Origin of the sequence: Serratia sp. B501 (assembly GCF_051172315.1) — a bacterium.
GTDB lineage: Bacteria > Pseudomonadota > Gammaproteobacteria > Enterobacterales > Enterobacteriaceae > Serratia > Serratia ureilytica.
In genome coordinates, this window is record NZ_JBPIZB010000002.1 from 361,540 (window position 1) to 377,246 (window position 15,707).

Consider the following 15,707-nt stretch of genomic DNA (forward strand, 5'->3'; position numbering starts at 1 on the left):
ATACAGCTGCATACCAAAATGCGCTGAATGGTTTACTTTTGAGGCATCTGTACCGGTTTTTCGGTTACTTTTCCTGATGAGGGATATCTGTATGACACGCTACGCCACGCTGGCCGCCATTCTCAGCCAACGCATTCAGCAAGGGCTGTATCCGGTCGGCCACCGCTTGCCTTCGGTGCGTGCACTGAGCCTGGAACACGGCGTCAGCATCAGCACGGTGCAACAAGCCTACCGCCTGCTGGAAGAACAGCGCCTGGTGGAAGCGCGGCCGAAATCGGGCTACTTCGTGCATGCGCAGCGCACGCAGGCCGAGCTGCCCGCCATGACGGCGCCGACGCAGCGGCCGGTGGACATTTCGCAATGGGAACAGGTGCTGGAACTGGTGCGCACCCGGCCGCGCGAGGGCCTGATCCAACTGGGGCGCGGCATGCCGGACATCGCCGAGCCGACGATGAAACCGCTGATCGTCGCCCTGCGCAACGCCGCCCGTCACGGCGACTTGCGCAGCCTGTATTACGACAGCATTCAGGGCGTGACTGCGCTGCGCGAACAGGTCGCTCGCCTGCTGCTGGATTCCGGCTGCCAAATCGGCGCCGATCAGTTGCTGATCACCACCGGCTGTCAGGAAGCGATCTCGGCCGGGCTGCGCGCCGTTTGCCAACCCGGCGACATCGTGGCGGTCGATTCCCCCTGCTTCCACGGCACCATGCAAACGCTAAAGGGATTGGGCATCAAAGCGCTGGAAATCCCCACCGATCCGCTGACCGGCGTCAGCCTGGCGGCGCTGGAGATGGCGCTGGAACAGTGGCCGGTTAAGGCCGTCCTGCTGACGCCCAACTGCAACAACCCGCTGGGCTACATCATGCCCGACGCCCATAAACAGCGGCTGCTGACGCTGGCGCAGCGCCACGACGCGGCGATCATCGAGGATGACGTTTACGGCGACATCGCCTATCACTACCCGCGGCCGCGCACCATCAAATCGTTCGACGAAGATGGCCGCGTGCTGCTGTGCAGCTCGTTTTCCAAAACGCTGGCGCCGGGGCTGCGCGTGGGCTGGATCGCGCCCGGCCGCTATCTGGAGCGGGTGCTGCACATGAAGTTCATCGGCTCCGGCGCCACCGCCACCCAGCCGCAGCTGGCGATCGCCGACTTCATCCGCGGCGGGCACTATCTGAAGCACCTGCGGCGCATGCGCGCCCGCTACCAGCAAAACCGCGACCGCATGACCGATCTGATCCTGAAATACTTCCCGGCTGGCACCCGCGTCAGCCGGCCGCGCGGCGGTTTTATGCTGTGGATCGAACTGGACGAGGCGTTCGACACCCTGCGGCTGAACCGCCATCTTGAACAGCAAGGCGTGCAAATCGCCGTCGGCAGCATTTTTTCCGCCGCCGGCAAGTACCGCAACTGTCTGCGCATCAACTATGCGCCGACGCTGACGACGGAGATCGAACAGGCGGTACAACGGGTCGGCGCCACCATCCAGGCGCTGATGCCAACCGACAGTTTGGCGCAATCGGATTAAATCTTGACGCGATCGGATTATCGGCGCACGGACAGGCTGTTTTAGAGTAATGCCTTCTCTTACCACTGGCAGGCAACAACCATGAGCAGCGATCAAATTCCGGTTTCCAACGCGTTGGCGGTGCGCCTCGCGGCGCAAGGCGTCGATCTCGAACGGGTCGGTCAGTTGGCCGGCTTGCCCGCCGGGCTGCTCAGCGAGCGGCGCGTAAAAGTGCGGTTGACCACCCAGCAGTTCTTCGCCGTCTGGCGCGCCCTCGCCCAACTGAGCGACGATCCCGCCTTTGGTCTGCGGCTGGGCGGCGACGTCGCGCCGGAGCATTACGATATCGCGTCGGTCGCCGCACTGCACTCCGCCACGATGGGCGAGGCCCTGCGTAAAGTCGCTCGCTACAAACGGTTGGTGTGCCCGGAAGAACTGATGCTGGAGGAAGATGGCGACAGCGTTCGGCTGCATACGCGTTGGACGATGATTGAGGACCATACGCCGGAATTGCTGATAGACACCATGTTCGCCTCTATCACCACCCTGTGCCGCCGTGGCACCGGTTTACCGCTGCAGCCCAAGGCGCTTGAAGTGACCCGCCGTCGCGATCCCCACTCACCGCTGCTGCGCCACTTCGGCTGCCCGGTGCGATTCGACGCGCCGCTGGACGTGCTGGTATTTGACCGTGCGCTGATGCAGCAGCCGCTCATCACCCACGACCAGGACATGCTGGCGCTGCTGCTGCCGGAGCTGGAAGCCGAGTTGGCCGAAGCGCGCGCCGAGCAAGACTTGCCCACACAGGTGATGACGATCCTCGGCCGCAGCATGCGCGGCCAGCGCCCCAGCGTCAACAGCGTGGCCGCGGAGCTCTATCTCAGCCCGCGCACGCTGCAGCGCCGTCTGCAACGACACGGCTACAGCTACCAGCAGTTGTTGGACAAAACCCGCCACCGCACCGCCTGCCGCTTGTTGGCGGAGACCGATCTTGAGCCAGGGGAAATCGCCTTTGTGCTGGGATTCGAAGAGCTGAATTCGTTCAGCCGCGCCTTTATTCAGTGGGAAGCGCTGACGCCCAGCCGCTGGCGCATGCAGCGCACCGCCGGCCAGTGGGAGAACAGAGCATGAAAGTGATTATCTTCGGCGCCAGCGGCATGGTGGGCCAGGGCGCGTTGCGGGAATGCCTGCGCGATCCGCGCGTCAGCGAAGTACTCAGCATCGGCCGTCGCCCGGTGGCGCAAAGCCACGCCAAGCTGCGCCAGCTCTCCCTGCCCGATCTGCGTGATCTGTCGGCGCTGGAGCCACAGCTCGCCGGCTATGACGCCTGTTTCTTCTGCCTGGGGATTTCGTCCGCCGGCCTGAGCGAAGCCGAGTATCGCGCGGTGACTTACGATCTGACGCTGGCCGCCGCCCGCCCGCTGGCGAGGTTGAATCCGACGATGGTCTTTCTCTACGTTTCCGGCGTCGGCACCGACAGCAGCGAACGCGGCCGCAGCATGTGGGCCAGGGTCAAGGGCGCCACCGAAAACGCGCTGCTGGCGCTGCCGTTCCACGCGGTGATGTTCCGCCCCGGCGCCATTGTGCCGCTGCACGGCATTCGCTCCAAAGTCCGCGCATACGATCTGATTTATCGGCTGTTCAAGCCGCTGTGGCTCGGCGCATTGCGACTGTTTCCCGCGCAGGTGAGCAGCACCGAACGAATCGGGCTGGCGATGCTGGCGGTGGCGCGCCGGGAAACTGCCTTGCGCATCCTGGAGCCGCCGCAGATCAATCAACTGGCGACGCGCTGAAATACCGTCATCAACCGCGCCGCCGCCAATACTCCGCCACCCGGCGGCGCAGATGCTCGATGCCCTGCGGATGCTCAATAAACTGCGCCACCGGCATCATCCGCCAGCGCTGGCCTTCGTCGCCGAAGCGAATGGCGGCGATCTGCGCCGGGGCGATCTCGCCGGCCATAAACCAGGTCGGCGGGGAGCCGGGCAAAATGCCGGCGTAGCGCCGGCGCCAGACAACCTGGTGTTCGGCGATCGCCACGCCGAACTCTTCCCGCGTTTCCCGCTGCACGCACTGCAGCGGCGTTTCGCCGTTTTCCCGCCCGCCGCCGGGCAGATCCCACTGACCGGGCCACGGAATGCCCGGCTTGTCGTCCCGTTGGTAAACCAGCAAGAGACCGTCGCACAGCAGCGCGATCTTGGCCCCGCCAAACGCCTCGTCCGTCATGATTTCTCCGCTCCCGGCCCCATCGCCTTTGACTGAACATCATACTTCATCCCCGCGCGGCCTGGTGTATAGTGAAAATCCGTTTTCACAACAGGCGAACAATGACGATGAACTCTCCGTTTCTGGTGACTCCCCAATGGCTTGCGCAACATATCAACGATGAAAATCTGGTGGTGATCGACGTTCGGATGTCGCCGGTCGGGCTGACGCCGAAAAAAGACATGCTTGCCGAGTTCGAACGCGGCCATATCCCCGGCGCGGTCTATTTTGATATCGACGACGTGGCGGACAAAAACACTGCGCTGCCGCACATGTTGCCGACGGCGGTGGAATTCGCCGCGGCGGCGGGCCAATTGGGCATCAGCGAGCGCGATACTCTGGTGATTTACGACGAGGGCAACCAGTTCTCCGCACCGCGCGGCTGGTGGACTTTCCGCAATTTCGGCGCCGAGCGCGTCTATGTGCTGGATGAAGGGCTGAACGGCTGGACCGCGCTGGGGCAAGCGTTGGAAACCGGCCCGGCGCAGCCTGCTCCGCAGACGTTCAACGCCCGGTTCAACGCCGACGCGGTGGTGGATATGCGGCAAGTGGAGCAAGCGTTAGGCACGCCGGTGCAAATTCTCGACGCGCGCGCCGCGCCGCGCTTTTATGCCGAAGCGCCAGAGCCGCGCCCCGGCCTGCACCGCGGCCATATTCCCGGCAGCATCAACATTCCGTACGGCGAGCTGCTGGAAAACGGCCGCTTCAAATCATTGGAGGCGCTGCGCCAAACCTTCAGCGACAAGGGGGTGGACATCAACGGCCCAATCATCACCAGCTGCGGCTCCGGCGTGACGGCGGCGGTGCTGGCGTTTGGCCTGCTGTCGCTCGGCGCGCCGCAGGTCAAGTTGTATGACGGCGCCTGGAGCGAATGGGGCCAGCTGAGCGGCAAGCAGCCTATCGCCCAAGATTAAGTTTCGATCCGCTCGACCACGATCTGCGCCAGCCGCTGCACGGCGGCCGAAGGCTGATCCTCGGCGCGGTGCAACACCACGCCGAGTTGGCCGAGAGCGGGCAGCAGATCGGGGGCCAGAGGCGACAGGCCGGGCGGCAAGCCCGCCGCCGTGCGCACCGTAACGCCCAACCCGGCGCTCACCGCCGCCCACACGCCGTTCAGGCTGCGGCTACTAAAGGCGATGCGCCAGGGTATGCCGGCGCGATCCAGCGCCTGCGTCGCCGCGCTGCGCATCAGACAGGGCGCGTCGAACATCACCAACGGCAACGGCTCATCCCCTTCTCGCCAGGGCGCCAGCGCGAAGCCGGGCGACGCAATCCAGTGCAACTGCCGCTGCCCCAGCGCCTGATGAAACGGCGTGCTCAGACCGCCATCCCACGCCAGCGACAGATCCAGCTGGCCTTTCAGCACCCAGTCGATCAGCTCGGCATTACGCGCGATGCGCGCCTCGATCCTCACCTTTGGATTGGCGCGCGCGAAGCTGCCCAACACCTGCGGCAGAAACGTCTCGCCGAAATCCTCCTGCAGCCCCAGCCGCACCGTGCCCTGCAGATCCAGCCCGCGCACCGCGGCGGCGGCTTCGTCATTAAGCTCCAGCAGGCGGCGCGCGTAACCGAGCAGGGTCTCCCCCGTCTCGGTCATCACCATGCCGCGCCCGGCCTTGCGCAGGATCGGCGCGCCAACCTGCTGTTCCAGCTTTTTCAGGTGGGCGCTGACCGCCGACGTCGAACGCCCCAGCCGTTCAGCCGCCTTGGCGAAGCTGCCCAGCTCGACGCCGGTGACGAAGCTGCGCAAATCCTCGAGATCGAACGTTATTCGCCCCATGCTGACCATCCTGATTTTCTGAACCATCAATCAAAATAATACCGATTTTACTGATAAAGATGGCGTGTCACGCTCTCCGGGTCAATGTCTTTCCGGAGAATCCTTATGCTCGCGATGCAATACCGTTTTACCCTGCCCGCCGGTTCTGCCCCTCTGTCCGCTCCCTTTGACCACACTGCGCCGCGGGTTGACAGCTCAATGTGATATTGATAATCATTATCAATATTGCATATTCATTTGCGGCTCGCGGGATGCGGGCCGCTCTCCGGGGTCAACCGTCATGTCGTCATCACCAATCACACCTTACGCCACCACCTGCTGCATCGTGGGAGGCGGCCCCGCCGGGCTGATGCTCGGCTATCTGCTGGCGCGAGCGGGGATCGACGTGACGGTGCTGGAGAAGCACGCCGATTTCCTGCGCGATTTTCGCGGTGACACCATTCACCCGTCGACGCTGGAAGTCATGCATCAACTGGGCCTGCTCGACGAACTGCTGACGCTGCCGCATCAGCGCGCGGAATCTCTGCACGCCGAAGTCGCCGGACGCGACATCAAGCTGGCGGATTTCACCCGCCTGCCGACGCGCTGCAAATTTATCGCCTTTATGCCACAGTGGGAGTTCCTCAACTTTTTGGCCCAGCAGGCCGCCGCCTTCCCCAACTTTAGGCTGCTGACCTCAACGCAGGTTCACCAGCTGCTGTACGACCGCGGCCAGGTGTGCGGCGTGCTGGCCGACACGCCGGAAGGCCCGATCCGCGTGCGCAGCCAGTTGGTGGTCGGTACCGACGGCCGCAACTCGGTGGTGCGCGAACAGGCGGCGCTCAGCAGCCGATCCTTCGGCGCGCCGCGCGACGTATTGTGGATGAAGCTCAGCAAGCAGCCGGGCGATCCGGCCTGGTCGATGGGCCATACCGGGCCGAAACAGAACTTCATCATGATCGATCGCGGCGACTACTGGCAGTGCGGTTACTCGATCGACAAAGGCAGCTTCGATGCGATCCGCCGCAGCGGGCTGGAGAAATTTTTGCTGCACCTCGCCGAGGTGGCGCCGTTCCAGGACGATCGCCTGCAGGAGATCGTCGAGTGGGATCAGGTGAAACTGCTGAGCATTCGCATCGATCGTCTGGATCGCTGGGCCAAACCGGGAGTGCTGTGCATCGGCGACGCCGCGCACGCCATGTCGCCGATCGGCGGCGTGGGCGTCAACCTGGCGATTCAGGACGCGGTGGCCGCCGCCAACGCCCTGATCCCGCCGCTGCGCCAGCATCGGCTGCAGCTAAAGCATCTGCTGAGCGTGCAGCGCCGGCGCGAATTCCCCACTCGCGCCATCCAGTTTTTGCAGATCAAAATGAGCCAGCGCAAGCCGGGCGAACGCCGCGCGGCGGGCGGCTCGCGCTTGATCGCCCGCGTCGGCAACAGCCGCTGGCTGCCGCGCCTGTTCGGCCGCATCATCGGCTTGGGTTTTCGCCGTGAAACACCGCGGCATCTGTCCAACGAAACCTGCCCGCCGGAATAGCATTGGTGATTTTTTCATCGCGCCGTATAATGGTTAAATCGAACGATTTAATTAACTGGAGCGATTAAATGTACGCACTCACCGCGAACGAGGCCAAAACCCAATTCGGCGATTTGCTGCTCAAGGCGCAGCGTGAACCGGTGCAAATCAATCGCAACGGCAAACCGGTCGCCGTCGTCATGTCTGTAGAAGATTACCAGGCGCTGGAAGATCTCAAATTAAGCGCACTGCAGCAAAAAATCGCGCAGGCTACCGCCGAGGAAGACGCCGGTAAGGCGGTAGACGGCGATGCCTTCTTCAACCGTCTACTCACCGATGAAACAGACTGAGATGCCCGCGTTTCGCCTCACCCCGCAGGCCCAACAAGATCTGCTGGCTATTCGTCATTTCACCATCGAGCACTGGGGCCAAGCGCAATCTCGCCGCTATCTTGAGCAGTTGAGAGAGGTCATGCATCATTTGGCAGATATGCCGGAAGCGGGTAAAGCTCACTTCCACGATCTGGGCGAAGAGATACGCAGTTTTCCTTACGCCAGCCATAGGATCTACTACCGCAACCGCCCTGCCGGCATCACCGTTCTCGCCATTCTGCATCAGGCGATGGTGCCTCACCGGCATCTGGAACAACGGCTGTAATTTTTCTTACTCAAAGGGGCACTAATGTTCACCGTTCGTCAGGCATTGCTGGAAGATTTAACGCAAGTGCGCGATATCGGCATCCGCACCTACCGCGCCCACTTCGGTGAGCTGTGGCGCTACCCGCACGAGCTGGAGGCCTTTCTGGCGGAGGATTTTTCCGTCTCCGCGCTGGAACGGACGCTGCGCGATCCCGACGTATGCTGGCTGTTGGCCCATGAGGATGACGCCCTCGTCGGCTATGCGCGGGTGAACTTCGACAGCCTGCTGGCACCAACCGAGCACATCGGCGCAGAGCTGCAGAAAATCTATTTTCTGCCGGACCATGCCGGCAACGGCTATGGCCAGCGCCTGTACGAACAGGTACAGCAGCGGGCTATCGACCGACGGCAAAAAACGCTGTGGCTGGAAGTGCTGCAACGCAACACCCGCGCCCAACGTTTTTATCAGCGTCAAGGATTGAGCATTTGTGGCGAGACCTGCTACACCAGCGCCCAGGGCTCGATAGGCATTTGGTATATGAGCAAGGCGCTGTAACCGCGCCCCGCTCCGCCGTCGTTTAGCGCGGCTCCCGCTGCAGCATCAGGAACAGCAAGGCAAACGCATTGGGCGCCAGGTAGATCAGCGCCCCCAGCTGCACCGCCAGCGGATCCTTCTTGGCCTGCCAGGCCATAAACCAGTCGCCGGCGACCACCATAAAGCCGACGCCCCACACCGTTATCGCGCAAAGCGCCCCCAGCATCGCCCAGGCTTTGCCCTTGGCGAAAGCGGCGTAAGAGCCTTTCAATCGTCCGATCATCAGCGCCACGCCCGCCGTCGCGAATAGGCCGGCCAGCGTTTCCAGCGCGGTGATGACCGCCAACCCCAACATGCAGGCCCAGTCGGCGCTGATCGCGCGCCACATCAGCCCCGGCGTTTGATAAGTATCCTGCATGGCGAGCAGTGGCCCCACCGCATTGCGCGCGGTGCCGGCGAAATCCGCCGTATTGTTCAACAGACTGAACAGCCCCCACAGGGCCGGAAACAGGGACAGGACGATGCAACCGAGGCGTGACACAGTGATTTCGTTCATGGTTATCCTTAATGAATAAACGGGTGGCTCCCGTCCTCATGACGGGACCGCTATTGAGATCCTGATAGTTTGACGTGCACAATGTAAGAACTAATCTTACAATGACGCAGCATAGCCGAAAGTGAGGAGGAACAATGGGCAGAACACTAACGGTAGATCTGGGTGACGAACTGCGTAGCTTCGTCGAAGACCTGGTGGCCAGCGGCGATTACCGAACGCCCAGCGAAGTCATCCGCGAATCCGTGCGCACTTTGCGCGAACGTACCGCCGCCTCAAAACTGGAAGAGCTTAGGCGCTTGATCGCCGAAGGAGAGAACAGCGGCGAAGCCGTCGAATGGGATCGTGATGTGTTCATGGAAAGAATACGGAGCAAAGCAAAAGGATGCGCAGGAGAGTAACCGTTCGTCCAAAAGCGTTGGACGATATGGAAGAGATCTATTTTTACGGGTTGGCGCACTTTGGCTTGCAGGTGGCCGAAGATTATCTGCGCCGCCTGCATCAGGCTTTCGATAACCTTAGCCACCACCAACTCGGCAAAAACATCGATGCAATCGGCCCCGGCCTATGGGTATTGCCCGTCGCCAACCACCTGATTTATTTTCGACAGCACAGGCGGGAGGTGAATATCATCAGAGTGCTGCATCATTCCCGCGATCCGCTCAGCCAATCCTTTTTCAGCTGACCCAACGTTAAATCGCCACCAGCCCGCGTACGCCGTCCTGTTCCATAGCGCTGCCGGCGCCGCGCTGCACGATGCTGCCGCGCGACATCACCAGATAGCTGTCCGCCAGGTCGGCGGCGAAGTCATAGAACTGCTCCACCAGCAGGATCGCCATATCGCCCCGCGCCGCCAGCTGTTTGATCACCGCGCCGATCTCCTTGATCACCGAAGGTTGGATCCCTTCCGTCGGTTCGTCGAGGATCAACAGCTGCGGTCGGCAGGCCAGCGCCCGGCCGATCGCCAGCTGCTGTTGCTGCCCGCCGGAAAGATCGCCGCCGCGCCGATCCTTCATTTGCCGCAGCACCGGAAACAGTTCATAGATCGGATCCGGCACCGCGCGCGCGTCGGCGCCGGAAAAACGCGCCAGCCCCATCAGCAGATTTTCCTCCACCGTCAGGCGCGGAAAAATCTCCCGCCCCTGCGGCACATAGGCGATGCCCGCCTGCACCCGCTGATGCGGCTTTTTACCGGTGATGGTTTCGCCCCGCCAACGGACGCTGCCGCTGCGCGCCGGGATCAGCCCCATCAGGCATTTCAGCAGCGTGGTCTTGCCCACGCCATTGCGCCCCAGCAGGCAGGTCACCTCGCCGATGCGCGCCTCGAACGACAGGCCGCGCAGAATGTGGCTGCCGCCGTAATACTGATTCAATTCCTCTACCTGCAGCATGATTACGCCTCCTCAGCGCCCCAGATATACCTCAATCACCCGTTCATCGGCCTGCACCTGCGCCAGCGATCCTTCCGCCAGCACCTGTCCCTGATGCAGCACCGTCACGCGATCGGCAATGGTTTCCACAAACCCCATGTCGTGCTCCACCACCATCAGCGAATGCTTGCCCGCCAGCTCGCGGAACAGTTCAGCGGTGTAGTCGGTTTCAGCGTCGGTCATGCCGGCCGCCGGCTCGTCGAGCAACAGCAGGTGCGGTTCCTGCACCAGCAGCATGCCGATCTCGAGAAACTGTTTCTGCCCGTGGGACAGCAACCCGGCGGGCCGGTGGCGCTCATGCCCCAGCCGCAGGGTCTTCAGCATCTCGTCGATGCGGTCGCGCTGTTCGCTGCTTAAACGGGCGCGCAGGCAGGCCCATACCGACTTGCGGGTTTTCTGGGCGATCTCCAGATTTTCGAACACCGTCAGCGCCTCGAACACCGTCGGTTTTTGAAACTTGCGGCCGATGCCGGCATGGGCGATCTGCATCGGCGCCAGCCGGGTCAGATCGACGGTCTGGTCGTAAAACACCCTGCCGCTGTCCGGCCGGGTTTTGCCGGTGATCACATCCATCAGCGTGGTCTTGCCGGCGCCGTTGGGGCCGATCACGCAGCGCAGTTCGCCGACGCCAATGCGCAGCGACAGATCGGTCAGCGCGCGAAAACCGTCGAAGCTGACGTTGACGTTGTCGAGCTGCAGCACCGGATCGGTTTGCTGCCGGTATTTGTCCGCCGGCAGCGGATGGGTAAACAGTTCGTCGGTCACTTGCATCGCCTTCATGAGGATTTCCTCCGACGCAGCAGGCCAATCACCCCTTTGGGCAGAAACAACGTGACGACGATAAACATCAGGCCGAGGAAAAACTGCCAGTATTCGGGAATGGCCATGGTGAACCAGCTCTTGGCGCCGTTGACGATGCCGGCGCCGAGCAGCGGCCCCACCAGGGTGCCGCGCCCGCCGAGGGCGACCCAAATGGCGGCCTCGATCGAGTTGGTCGGCGACATTTCGCCGGGGTTGATGATGCCGACCTGCGGCACATAGAGCGCGCCGGCCAGCCCGCACAGCACCGCCGACAGCGTCCAGACGAACAGCTTGAAGCCCTTCGGATCGTAGCCGCAGAAGGTCAGGCGGTTTTCCGCATCGCGCACCGCGGTCAGCACCCGGCCGAACTTGCTGCGCGCCAGCGCAAAGCCGATGGCCAGGCTGGCGGCCAGCAGCAGCACCGTCGCCAGGAACAGCGCCACCCGCGTGCCGGCGGCGGTGATGGGAAAGCCGAGCAGCGTGGTGAAACCGGTAAAGCCGTTATTGCCGCCGAAACCGGTCTCGTTGCGAAAGAACAGCAGCATGCCGGCATAGGTCAGCGCCTGGGTCATGATCGAGAAGTACACCCCTTTGATTTTCGAGCGAAAGGCGAAGTAGCCGAACAGGAAAGCCAACAGGCCCGGCACCAGCACGATCAGGCACAGCGCCCAGGCGAAATGCTGGGTGCCGCTCCAGAACCACGGCAGCTCGTTCCAGGAGAGGAACGCCATAAACGCCGGCAGCCCGTCGCCCGCCGCCTGCCGCATCAGGTACATGCCCATGGCGTAGCCGCCGAGCGCGAAGAACAGCCCGTGGCCGAGCGACAGCAGCCCGGCATAGCCCCACACCAGATCGAGCGCCACCGCCACCACCGCGTAGCACAGGATCTTGCCCGCCAGCGTCAGGGTATAGGTGGACACCGCCAGCGGATGATCCGCCGGCAACAACGTCATGAACGGCATGACCAGCAGCGCCAGCAACGCCAGCCCGCCGATGCTCAACGCCAGCCGGGGCGCTTTCTGCACGCCGGTTACGGTCAATGGTTGGCTCATCAGTCAATCACCCTGCCCTTAAGGGCGAACAGCCCCTGCGGACGCTTTTGAATAAACAGAACGATCAGCACCAGGATCAGGATCTTGCCCAACACGGCGCCGATCTGCGGCTCGAGGATCTTGTTGACGATGCCGAGGCCGAAGGCCGCCGCCACCGTCCCCGCCAGCTGGCCGACGCCGCCGAGCACCACCACCAGGAACGAGTCGATAATGTAACCTTGCCCCAGCTCCGGTCCGACGTTGCCCAACTGCGACAGCGCCACCCCACCGAGCCCGGCGATGCCGGATCCCAACCCGAAGGCCAGCATGTCCACCCGCCCGGTGGGCACGCCGCAGCAGGCCGCCATCGCGCGGTTTTGCGTCACCGCGCGCACGTTCATGCCGAGCCGGGTTTTGTTCAGCAGCAGCCAGGTCAACGCCAGCACCAGCAGCACGAACGCGATCACCGCGATGCGGTTCCACGGCAACACCAGGTTCGGCAACAGCTGCACGCCGCCCGACAGCCACGCCGGGTTGGCGACCTCGACGTTCTGCGCGCCGAACAGCACCCGCACCAGTTGGATCAGCACCAGGCTGATGCCCCAGGTGGCCAGCAGGGTTTCCAGCGGCCGGCCGTACAGGTGGCGGATCACCGTGCGCTCCAGCAGCATACCGATCCCGGCGGTGATGGCGAACGCCACCGGCAGCGCCGCCAGCGGGTAGAGCGCCAGCCACTGCGGCGCAAATTGCTGAAACAGCCCCTGCACCAGATAGGCGGAATAGGCGCCGAGCATCAGCATTTCGCCGTGCGCCATATTGATGACGCCGAGCAGGCCGTAGGTGATCGCCAGGCCGAGCGCCGCCAGCAGCAGGATCGAACCGAGCGACAGGCCGCTGAACGCCTGGCCGAGCAGATCGCCGATCATCAGGCGGTGCTGCACGCGCTGCAGGCTGCGCTGCGCCTCGGCGCGCACCGCGGCGTCCGGCTCATTGGCCGCATCGGTCAACGCCTGCAGCCGCGCGCGGGTTTCCGGCTCGCCCGATTCCCCCAGCAGCCGCACCGCATTGAAGCGCACCTGCGGGCTGGCGTCGGCCAATTGCAGGTTCGCCAGCGCAATGCTCAGCGCGTCACGTACCTGCGGGTCTTTCTCCTGCGCCAGCCGCCGGGTCAACAGCGGCAGCTGCTCGCCCTGCGCCTCGCGCTGCAGCGCGGTCGCCGCCTGCAGCCGCACCGCCGCGTCCGCGCTGACCAACCGCTGCGCCGACAACGCGTTGGCGATCAGAATGCGCAGCCGGTTGTTCAGCCACACCTTCTTCGGCTCGCCAACCGGGGCCGCCTCACCTTCAAGCGGCAGATAGCGGTCGCCCTGGCGGATAAAGGCGCGTTTCGCCCCGTCGATCGCCACGGTTTCCTGCTGCAGCCCCTGCAGCAACGGCAGGCGCGCGGCGTCCGGCTCGGCCGCCCACGCCTGCAGCAGTTTGGCCTGCTGCGCGCGAGTGGCCGCCGCGAACTCATCGGCCGGCCCGGCCTGCGCCAGCAGGGGCCAGGCGCACAACAGCCACAGCCCGGCGCGCAGAGAGGATAAAAACGGAGATTGCATCAGCTGCCTCTTCTGTTGGGCCGGCGCGCGTCGAGCCGCGCCGGCGCTGAGTGACGTTACTTGCCGCCTTTCACCGGGTAATCCGGTTTTTTGTCGTTGCCGGCGATATACGGACTCCACGGCTGCGCGCGCACCGGCGCCTCGGTCTGCCACACCACGTTGAACTGGCCGTTGCCCTCGATCTCGCCGATCATCACCGGCTTGTGCAGGTGGTGATTGGTCTTGTCCATAGTCAGCGTGAAGCCCGACGGCGCGGCGAAGGTTTGCCCGGCCATCGCCGCGCGCACCTTATCGACGTCGGTGGTGCCGGCCTTTTCCACCGCCTGCGCCCACATGTGGAGGCCGACGTAGGTGGCCTCCATCGGATCGTTGGTGACCGCAGTGGCGTAATTCGGCAGATTGTGCGCCTTGGCGTAGGCTTTCCACTGGCTGACAAACTGTTTGTTGGTCGGGTTATTCAGCGATTCGAAGTAGTTCCAGGCCGCCAGGTTGCCCACCAGCGGTTTGGTGTCGATGCCGCGCAGCTCCTCCTCGCCGACCGAGAAGGCGATCACCGGCACGTCGGTGGCCTTGACGCCCTGGTTGGCGAGTTCTTTGTAGAACGGCACGTTGGAATCGCCGTTGATGGTGGAGATCACCGCGGTGTTGCCGCCGGCGGCGAACTTCTTGATGTTGGCGACGATGGTCTGGTAATCGCTGTAGCCGAACGGCGTATAGACTTCTTCGATATCCTTGTCCTGCACGCCTTTGCTGTGCAGGAAGGCGCGCAGGATCTTGTTGGTGGTGCGTGGATAGACGTAATCGGTGCCCAACAGGAAGAAGCGCTTGGCGCCGCCACCGTCCTCGCTCAGCAGGTATTCCACCGCCGGGATCGCCTGCTGGTTCGGCGCCGCGCCGGTGTAGAACACGTTCGGCGACATCTCTTCGCCTTCGTATTGCACCGGATAGAACAGCAGGCCGTTCAGCTCCTCAAACACCGGCAGCACCGACTTGCGCGACACCGAAGTCCAGCAGCCGAACACCGCCGCCACCTTGTCCTGGCTCAGCAACTGGCGCGCCTTTTCGGCGAACAGCGGCCAGTTGGAGGCCGGATCCACCACCACCGGCTCCAGCTTTTTGCCGAGCACCCCACCTTTGGCGTTGATCTCGTCGATGGTCATCAGCGCCACATCCTTCAGCGGCGTCTCGGAAATCGCCATGGTGCCGGAGAGCGAACTCAGAATACCGACCTTGATGGTGTCGGCGGCCTGCGCGCTCCAGGCCAGGCCCAGGCCGACAGCGGCGGCGGACAGCGCAAAAGCTTTGATAAAACGACGACGTTGCATAATTCAAACTCCTGATGTGTGTGAAATCAAAATCGTTACGCCGAGCGCGCAGGCTGCTGAGCCCGCGCCTGGTGCAACATGTGCAGCGTTATTTTTCGCACTTCTGCCTTGCTGACGGCGATGTGCTCGCCGAGCAGCGTTTGCGCCTCCCCGCTTTGCCGCTGCAGGATCGCCTGCAAAATGGCGGCGTGCTCGCGGTAGGTGGCGTCCACCCGCGCCTGCTGGGTGAAATCCAGCCGGCGAATGATGCGGATCTTTTCGGTCAGTTCGCGGTGAATGCGCGCCATTTCGCCGTTGCCCGCTGCGGCCACCAACGCCTGATGAAACTGCTCATCGTGCTGCGACACCGCCTTGCCGTCCGCCAGGCGCGGCGCTTCGGTCCAAAAACGGCTCAGCGCCGCCAGCGCGTCCGGCGTTTCCCCAGCCGGGCGTTCGCACAGCCGTTTCACCGCCTCTTGCTCCAGCACGATGCGCAGGTCGTACAGCTCTTCGAAGTAGGCGAAATCGAACGGCCGCACCTGCCAACCGCTGCGAAACAACACCTCGACATAGCCTTCGCGCTCCAGCCGAAACAGCGCCTGACGCACCGGCGTGCGGCTGGCCGCCATGCGCTGCGCCACGTCGCTTTCGCTGAAGCGATCGCCCGGCAGCAGGCGAAACTCGAAGATGTCGGCCTTGAGCTGCAGATAAATGCGCTCCGCCAGCCCCTCCGGGCGCGCCTTGTGCTCTCCGTTGGTGATTTGCATCAT

19 protein-coding genes are annotated in these 15,707 nt (G+C 63.4%); 10 read left to right on the forward strand and 9 right to left on the reverse strand.

The window, feature by feature from the left end; genetic code table 11:
• Nucleotides 1–91 precede the first annotated feature (91 nt).
• The 3 genes from ACSBQV_RS08180 (at nt 92) to ACSBQV_RS08190 (ending at nt 3,297) form a co-directional block, all read left to right on the forward strand.
• Complete coding sequence (locus tag ACSBQV_RS08180) at nt 92–1,528, forward strand: PLP-dependent aminotransferase family protein (protein WP_099785223.1); 1,437 nt, start codon at nt 92–94, stop codon at nt 1,526–1,528.
• A gap of 81 nt (nt 1,529–1,609) precedes the next feature.
• A complete protein-coding gene (locus ACSBQV_RS08185; protein ID WP_033652681.1) occupies nt 1,610–2,635 on the forward strand; it encodes an AraC family transcriptional regulator in 1,026 nt (341 codons plus the stop codon).
• The gene (locus ACSBQV_RS08190; RefSeq protein WP_033642343.1) at nt 2,632–3,297 is read left to right on the forward strand and encodes an epimerase; all 666 of its coding nucleotides are present in this window, start codon (nt 2,632–2,634) and stop codon (nt 3,295–3,297) included. The genes ACSBQV_RS08185 and ACSBQV_RS08190 overlap by 4 nt, the downstream gene beginning before the upstream one ends.
• A gap of 10 nt (nt 3,298–3,307) precedes the next feature.
• Here the strand turns inward: ACSBQV_RS08190 and ACSBQV_RS08195 are convergent, their stop codons facing one another.
• On the reverse strand, nt 3,308–3,730 hold the full coding sequence (locus tag ACSBQV_RS08195; RefSeq protein WP_033642342.1) for an NUDIX hydrolase: 423 nt from the start codon (nt 3,728–3,730) through the stop codon (nt 3,308–3,310).
• Nucleotides 3,731–3,837: 107 nt separating this feature from the next.
• On the opposite strand from ACSBQV_RS08195, the gene sseA reads away from it, so the two are divergent.
• Nucleotides 3,838–4,683, forward strand: a complete 846-nt coding sequence (gene sseA / locus ACSBQV_RS08200) for a 3-mercaptopyruvate sulfurtransferase (RefSeq protein ID WP_046686649.1) — start codon at nt 3,838–3,840, stop codon at nt 4,681–4,683.
• On the opposite strand, the gene ACSBQV_RS08205 is transcribed toward sseA, so the two are convergent.
• Nucleotides 4,680–5,549: a LysR substrate-binding domain-containing protein gene (locus tag ACSBQV_RS08205; RefSeq protein WP_033642340.1), complete on the reverse strand. Its 870-nt coding sequence runs from the start codon at nt 5,547–5,549 to the stop codon at nt 4,680–4,682. The two genes, sseA and ACSBQV_RS08205, sit on opposite strands and share 4 nt — an antisense overlap.
• Before the next feature lie 280 nt (nt 5,550–5,829).
• On the opposite strand from ACSBQV_RS08205, the gene ACSBQV_RS08210 reads away from it, so the two are divergent.
• From ACSBQV_RS08210 to ACSBQV_RS08225, 4 genes are all read left to right on the forward strand, one after another.
• Nucleotides 5,830–7,065: an FAD-dependent oxidoreductase gene (locus tag ACSBQV_RS08210; RefSeq protein ID WP_033652678.1), complete on the forward strand. Its 1,236-nt coding sequence runs from the start codon at nt 5,830–5,832 to the stop codon at nt 7,063–7,065.
• 68 nt (nt 7,066–7,133) lie between these two features.
• Complete coding sequence (locus ACSBQV_RS08215; RefSeq protein ID WP_016928576.1) at nt 7,134–7,394, forward strand: type II toxin-antitoxin system Phd/YefM family antitoxin; 261 nt, start codon at nt 7,134–7,136, stop codon at nt 7,392–7,394.
• Entirely contained in the window at nt 7,354–7,701 is a 348-nt protein-coding gene (locus ACSBQV_RS08220; RefSeq protein WP_055312493.1) for a type II toxin-antitoxin system RelE/ParE family toxin, read from the forward strand. Before ACSBQV_RS08215 ends, ACSBQV_RS08220 begins: the two co-directional genes overlap by 41 nt.
• 24 nt (nt 7,702–7,725) lie before the next feature.
• Entirely contained in the window at nt 7,726–8,238 is a 513-nt protein-coding gene (locus tag ACSBQV_RS08225; RefSeq protein ID WP_055315535.1) for a GNAT family N-acetyltransferase, read from the forward strand.
• 22 nt (nt 8,239–8,260) lie between these two features.
• Here the strand turns inward: ACSBQV_RS08225 and ACSBQV_RS08230 are convergent, their stop codons facing one another.
• Entirely contained in the window at nt 8,261–8,773 is a 513-nt protein-coding gene (locus ACSBQV_RS08230; protein WP_085819318.1) for a DUF2165 family protein, read from the reverse strand.
• Between the two features lie 134 nt (nt 8,774–8,907).
• Between ACSBQV_RS08230 and ACSBQV_RS08235 the strand changes: the two genes are divergently transcribed.
• A complete protein-coding gene (locus ACSBQV_RS08235; protein ID WP_004939442.1) occupies nt 8,908–9,171 on the forward strand; it encodes a type II toxin-antitoxin system ParD family antitoxin in 264 nt (87 codons plus the stop codon).
• Nucleotides 9,156–9,455: a type II toxin-antitoxin system RelE/ParE family toxin gene (locus tag ACSBQV_RS08240; RefSeq protein WP_042783942.1), complete on the forward strand. Its 300-nt coding sequence runs from the start codon at nt 9,156–9,158 to the stop codon at nt 9,453–9,455. Before ACSBQV_RS08235 ends, ACSBQV_RS08240 begins: the two co-directional genes overlap by 16 nt.
• A gap of 7 nt (nt 9,456–9,462) precedes the next feature.
• On the opposite strand, the gene urtE is transcribed toward ACSBQV_RS08240, so the two are convergent.
• Genes urtE through ACSBQV_RS08270 form a run of 6 tightly spaced genes read right to left on the reverse strand, consistent with a single transcriptional unit; the run spans nt 9,463 to nt 15,704 of the window.
• Nucleotides 9,463–10,161, reverse strand: coding sequence for an urea ABC transporter ATP-binding subunit UrtE (gene urtE, locus ACSBQV_RS08245; RefSeq protein WP_033642334.1), 699 nt, complete (start codon nt 10,159–10,161; stop codon nt 9,463–9,465).
• A 12-nt stretch (nt 10,162–10,173) separates the two neighbouring features.
• Nucleotides 10,174–10,980 carry an urea ABC transporter ATP-binding protein UrtD gene (gene urtD / locus ACSBQV_RS08250; protein WP_015377102.1) on the reverse strand — a complete coding sequence of 269 codons (807 nt, stop codon included), beginning with the start codon at nt 10,978–10,980 and terminating at the stop codon, nt 10,174–10,176.
• The gene (gene urtC, locus ACSBQV_RS08255; protein ID WP_025302022.1) at nt 10,977–12,053 is read right to left on the reverse strand and encodes an urea ABC transporter permease subunit UrtC; all 1,077 of its coding nucleotides are present in this window, start codon (nt 12,051–12,053) and stop codon (nt 10,977–10,979) included. Before urtC ends, urtD begins: the two co-directional genes overlap by 4 nt.
• A complete protein-coding gene (gene urtB / locus ACSBQV_RS08260; protein WP_060447578.1) occupies nt 12,053–13,633 on the reverse strand; it encodes an urea ABC transporter permease subunit UrtB in 1,581 nt (526 codons plus the stop codon). Before urtB ends, urtC begins: the two co-directional genes overlap by 1 nt.
• Nucleotides 13,634–13,689: 56 nt before the next feature.
• The gene (gene urtA, locus ACSBQV_RS08265; protein WP_099785225.1) at nt 13,690–14,958 is read right to left on the reverse strand and encodes an urea ABC transporter substrate-binding protein; all 1,269 of its coding nucleotides are present in this window, start codon (nt 14,956–14,958) and stop codon (nt 13,690–13,692) included.
• A 35-nt stretch (nt 14,959–14,993) separates the two neighbouring features.
• On the reverse strand, nt 14,994–15,704 hold the full coding sequence (locus ACSBQV_RS08270; RefSeq protein ID WP_033652689.1) for a GntR family transcriptional regulator: 711 nt from the start codon (nt 15,702–15,704) through the stop codon (nt 14,994–14,996).
• Nucleotides 15,705–15,707: the final 3 nt, after the last annotated feature.

Excerpts from the sequence above, each read along its gene's own strand:
- ACSBQV_RS08180 (WP_099785223.1), top strand. The coding sequence starts at position 92 with ATGACACGCTACGCCACGCTGGCCGCCATTCTCAGCCAACGCATTCAG.
- ACSBQV_RS08185 (WP_033652681.1), top strand. The coding sequence starts at position 1,610 with ATGAGCAGCGATCAAATTCCGGTTTCCAACGCGTTGGCGGTGCGCCTC.
- ACSBQV_RS08190 (WP_033642343.1), top strand. The coding sequence starts at position 2,632 with ATGAAAGTGATTATCTTCGGCGCCAGCGGCATGGTGGGCCAGGGCGCG.
- ACSBQV_RS08195 (WP_033642342.1), bottom strand. The coding sequence starts at position 3,730 with ATGACGGACGAGGCGTTTGGCGGGGCCAAGATCGCGCTGCTGTGCGAC.
- sseA (WP_046686649.1), top strand. The coding sequence starts at position 3,838 with ATGAACTCTCCGTTTCTGGTGACTCCCCAATGGCTTGCGCAACATATC.
- ACSBQV_RS08205 (WP_033642340.1), bottom strand. The coding sequence starts at position 5,549 with ATGGGGCGAATAACGTTCGATCTCGAGGATTTGCGCAGCTTCGTCACC.
- ACSBQV_RS08210 (WP_033652678.1), top strand. The coding sequence starts at position 5,830 with ATGTCGTCATCACCAATCACACCTTACGCCACCACCTGCTGCATCGTG.
- ACSBQV_RS08215 (WP_016928576.1), top strand. The coding sequence starts at position 7,134 with ATGTACGCACTCACCGCGAACGAGGCCAAAACCCAATTCGGCGATTTG.
- ACSBQV_RS08220 (WP_055312493.1), top strand. The coding sequence starts at position 7,354 with ATGCCTTCTTCAACCGTCTACTCACCGATGAAACAGACTGAGATGCCC.
- ACSBQV_RS08225 (WP_055315535.1), top strand. The coding sequence starts at position 7,726 with ATGTTCACCGTTCGTCAGGCATTGCTGGAAGATTTAACGCAAGTGCGC.
- ACSBQV_RS08230 (WP_085819318.1), bottom strand. The coding sequence starts at position 8,773 with ATGAACGAAATCACTGTGTCACGCCTCGGTTGCATCGTCCTGTCCCTG.
- ACSBQV_RS08235 (WP_004939442.1), top strand. The coding sequence starts at position 8,908 with ATGGGCAGAACACTAACGGTAGATCTGGGTGACGAACTGCGTAGCTTC.
- ACSBQV_RS08240 (WP_042783942.1), top strand. The coding sequence starts at position 9,156 with ATGCGCAGGAGAGTAACCGTTCGTCCAAAAGCGTTGGACGATATGGAA.
- urtE (WP_033642334.1), bottom strand. The coding sequence starts at position 10,161 with ATGCTGCAGGTAGAGGAATTGAATCAGTATTACGGCGGCAGCCACATT.
- urtD (WP_015377102.1), bottom strand. The coding sequence starts at position 10,980 with ATGAAGGCGATGCAAGTGACCGACGAACTGTTTACCCATCCGCTGCCG.
- urtC (WP_025302022.1), bottom strand. The coding sequence starts at position 12,053 with ATGAGCCAACCATTGACCGTAACCGGCGTGCAGAAAGCGCCCCGGCTG.
- urtB (WP_060447578.1), bottom strand. The coding sequence starts at position 13,633 with ATGCAATCTCCGTTTTTATCCTCTCTGCGCGCCGGGCTGTGGCTGTTG.
- urtA (WP_099785225.1), bottom strand. The coding sequence starts at position 14,958 with ATGCAACGTCGTCGTTTTATCAAAGCTTTTGCGCTGTCCGCCGCCGCT.
- ACSBQV_RS08270 (WP_033652689.1), bottom strand. The coding sequence starts at position 15,704 with ATGCAAATCACCAACGGAGAGCACAAGGCGCGCCCGGAGGGGCTGGCG.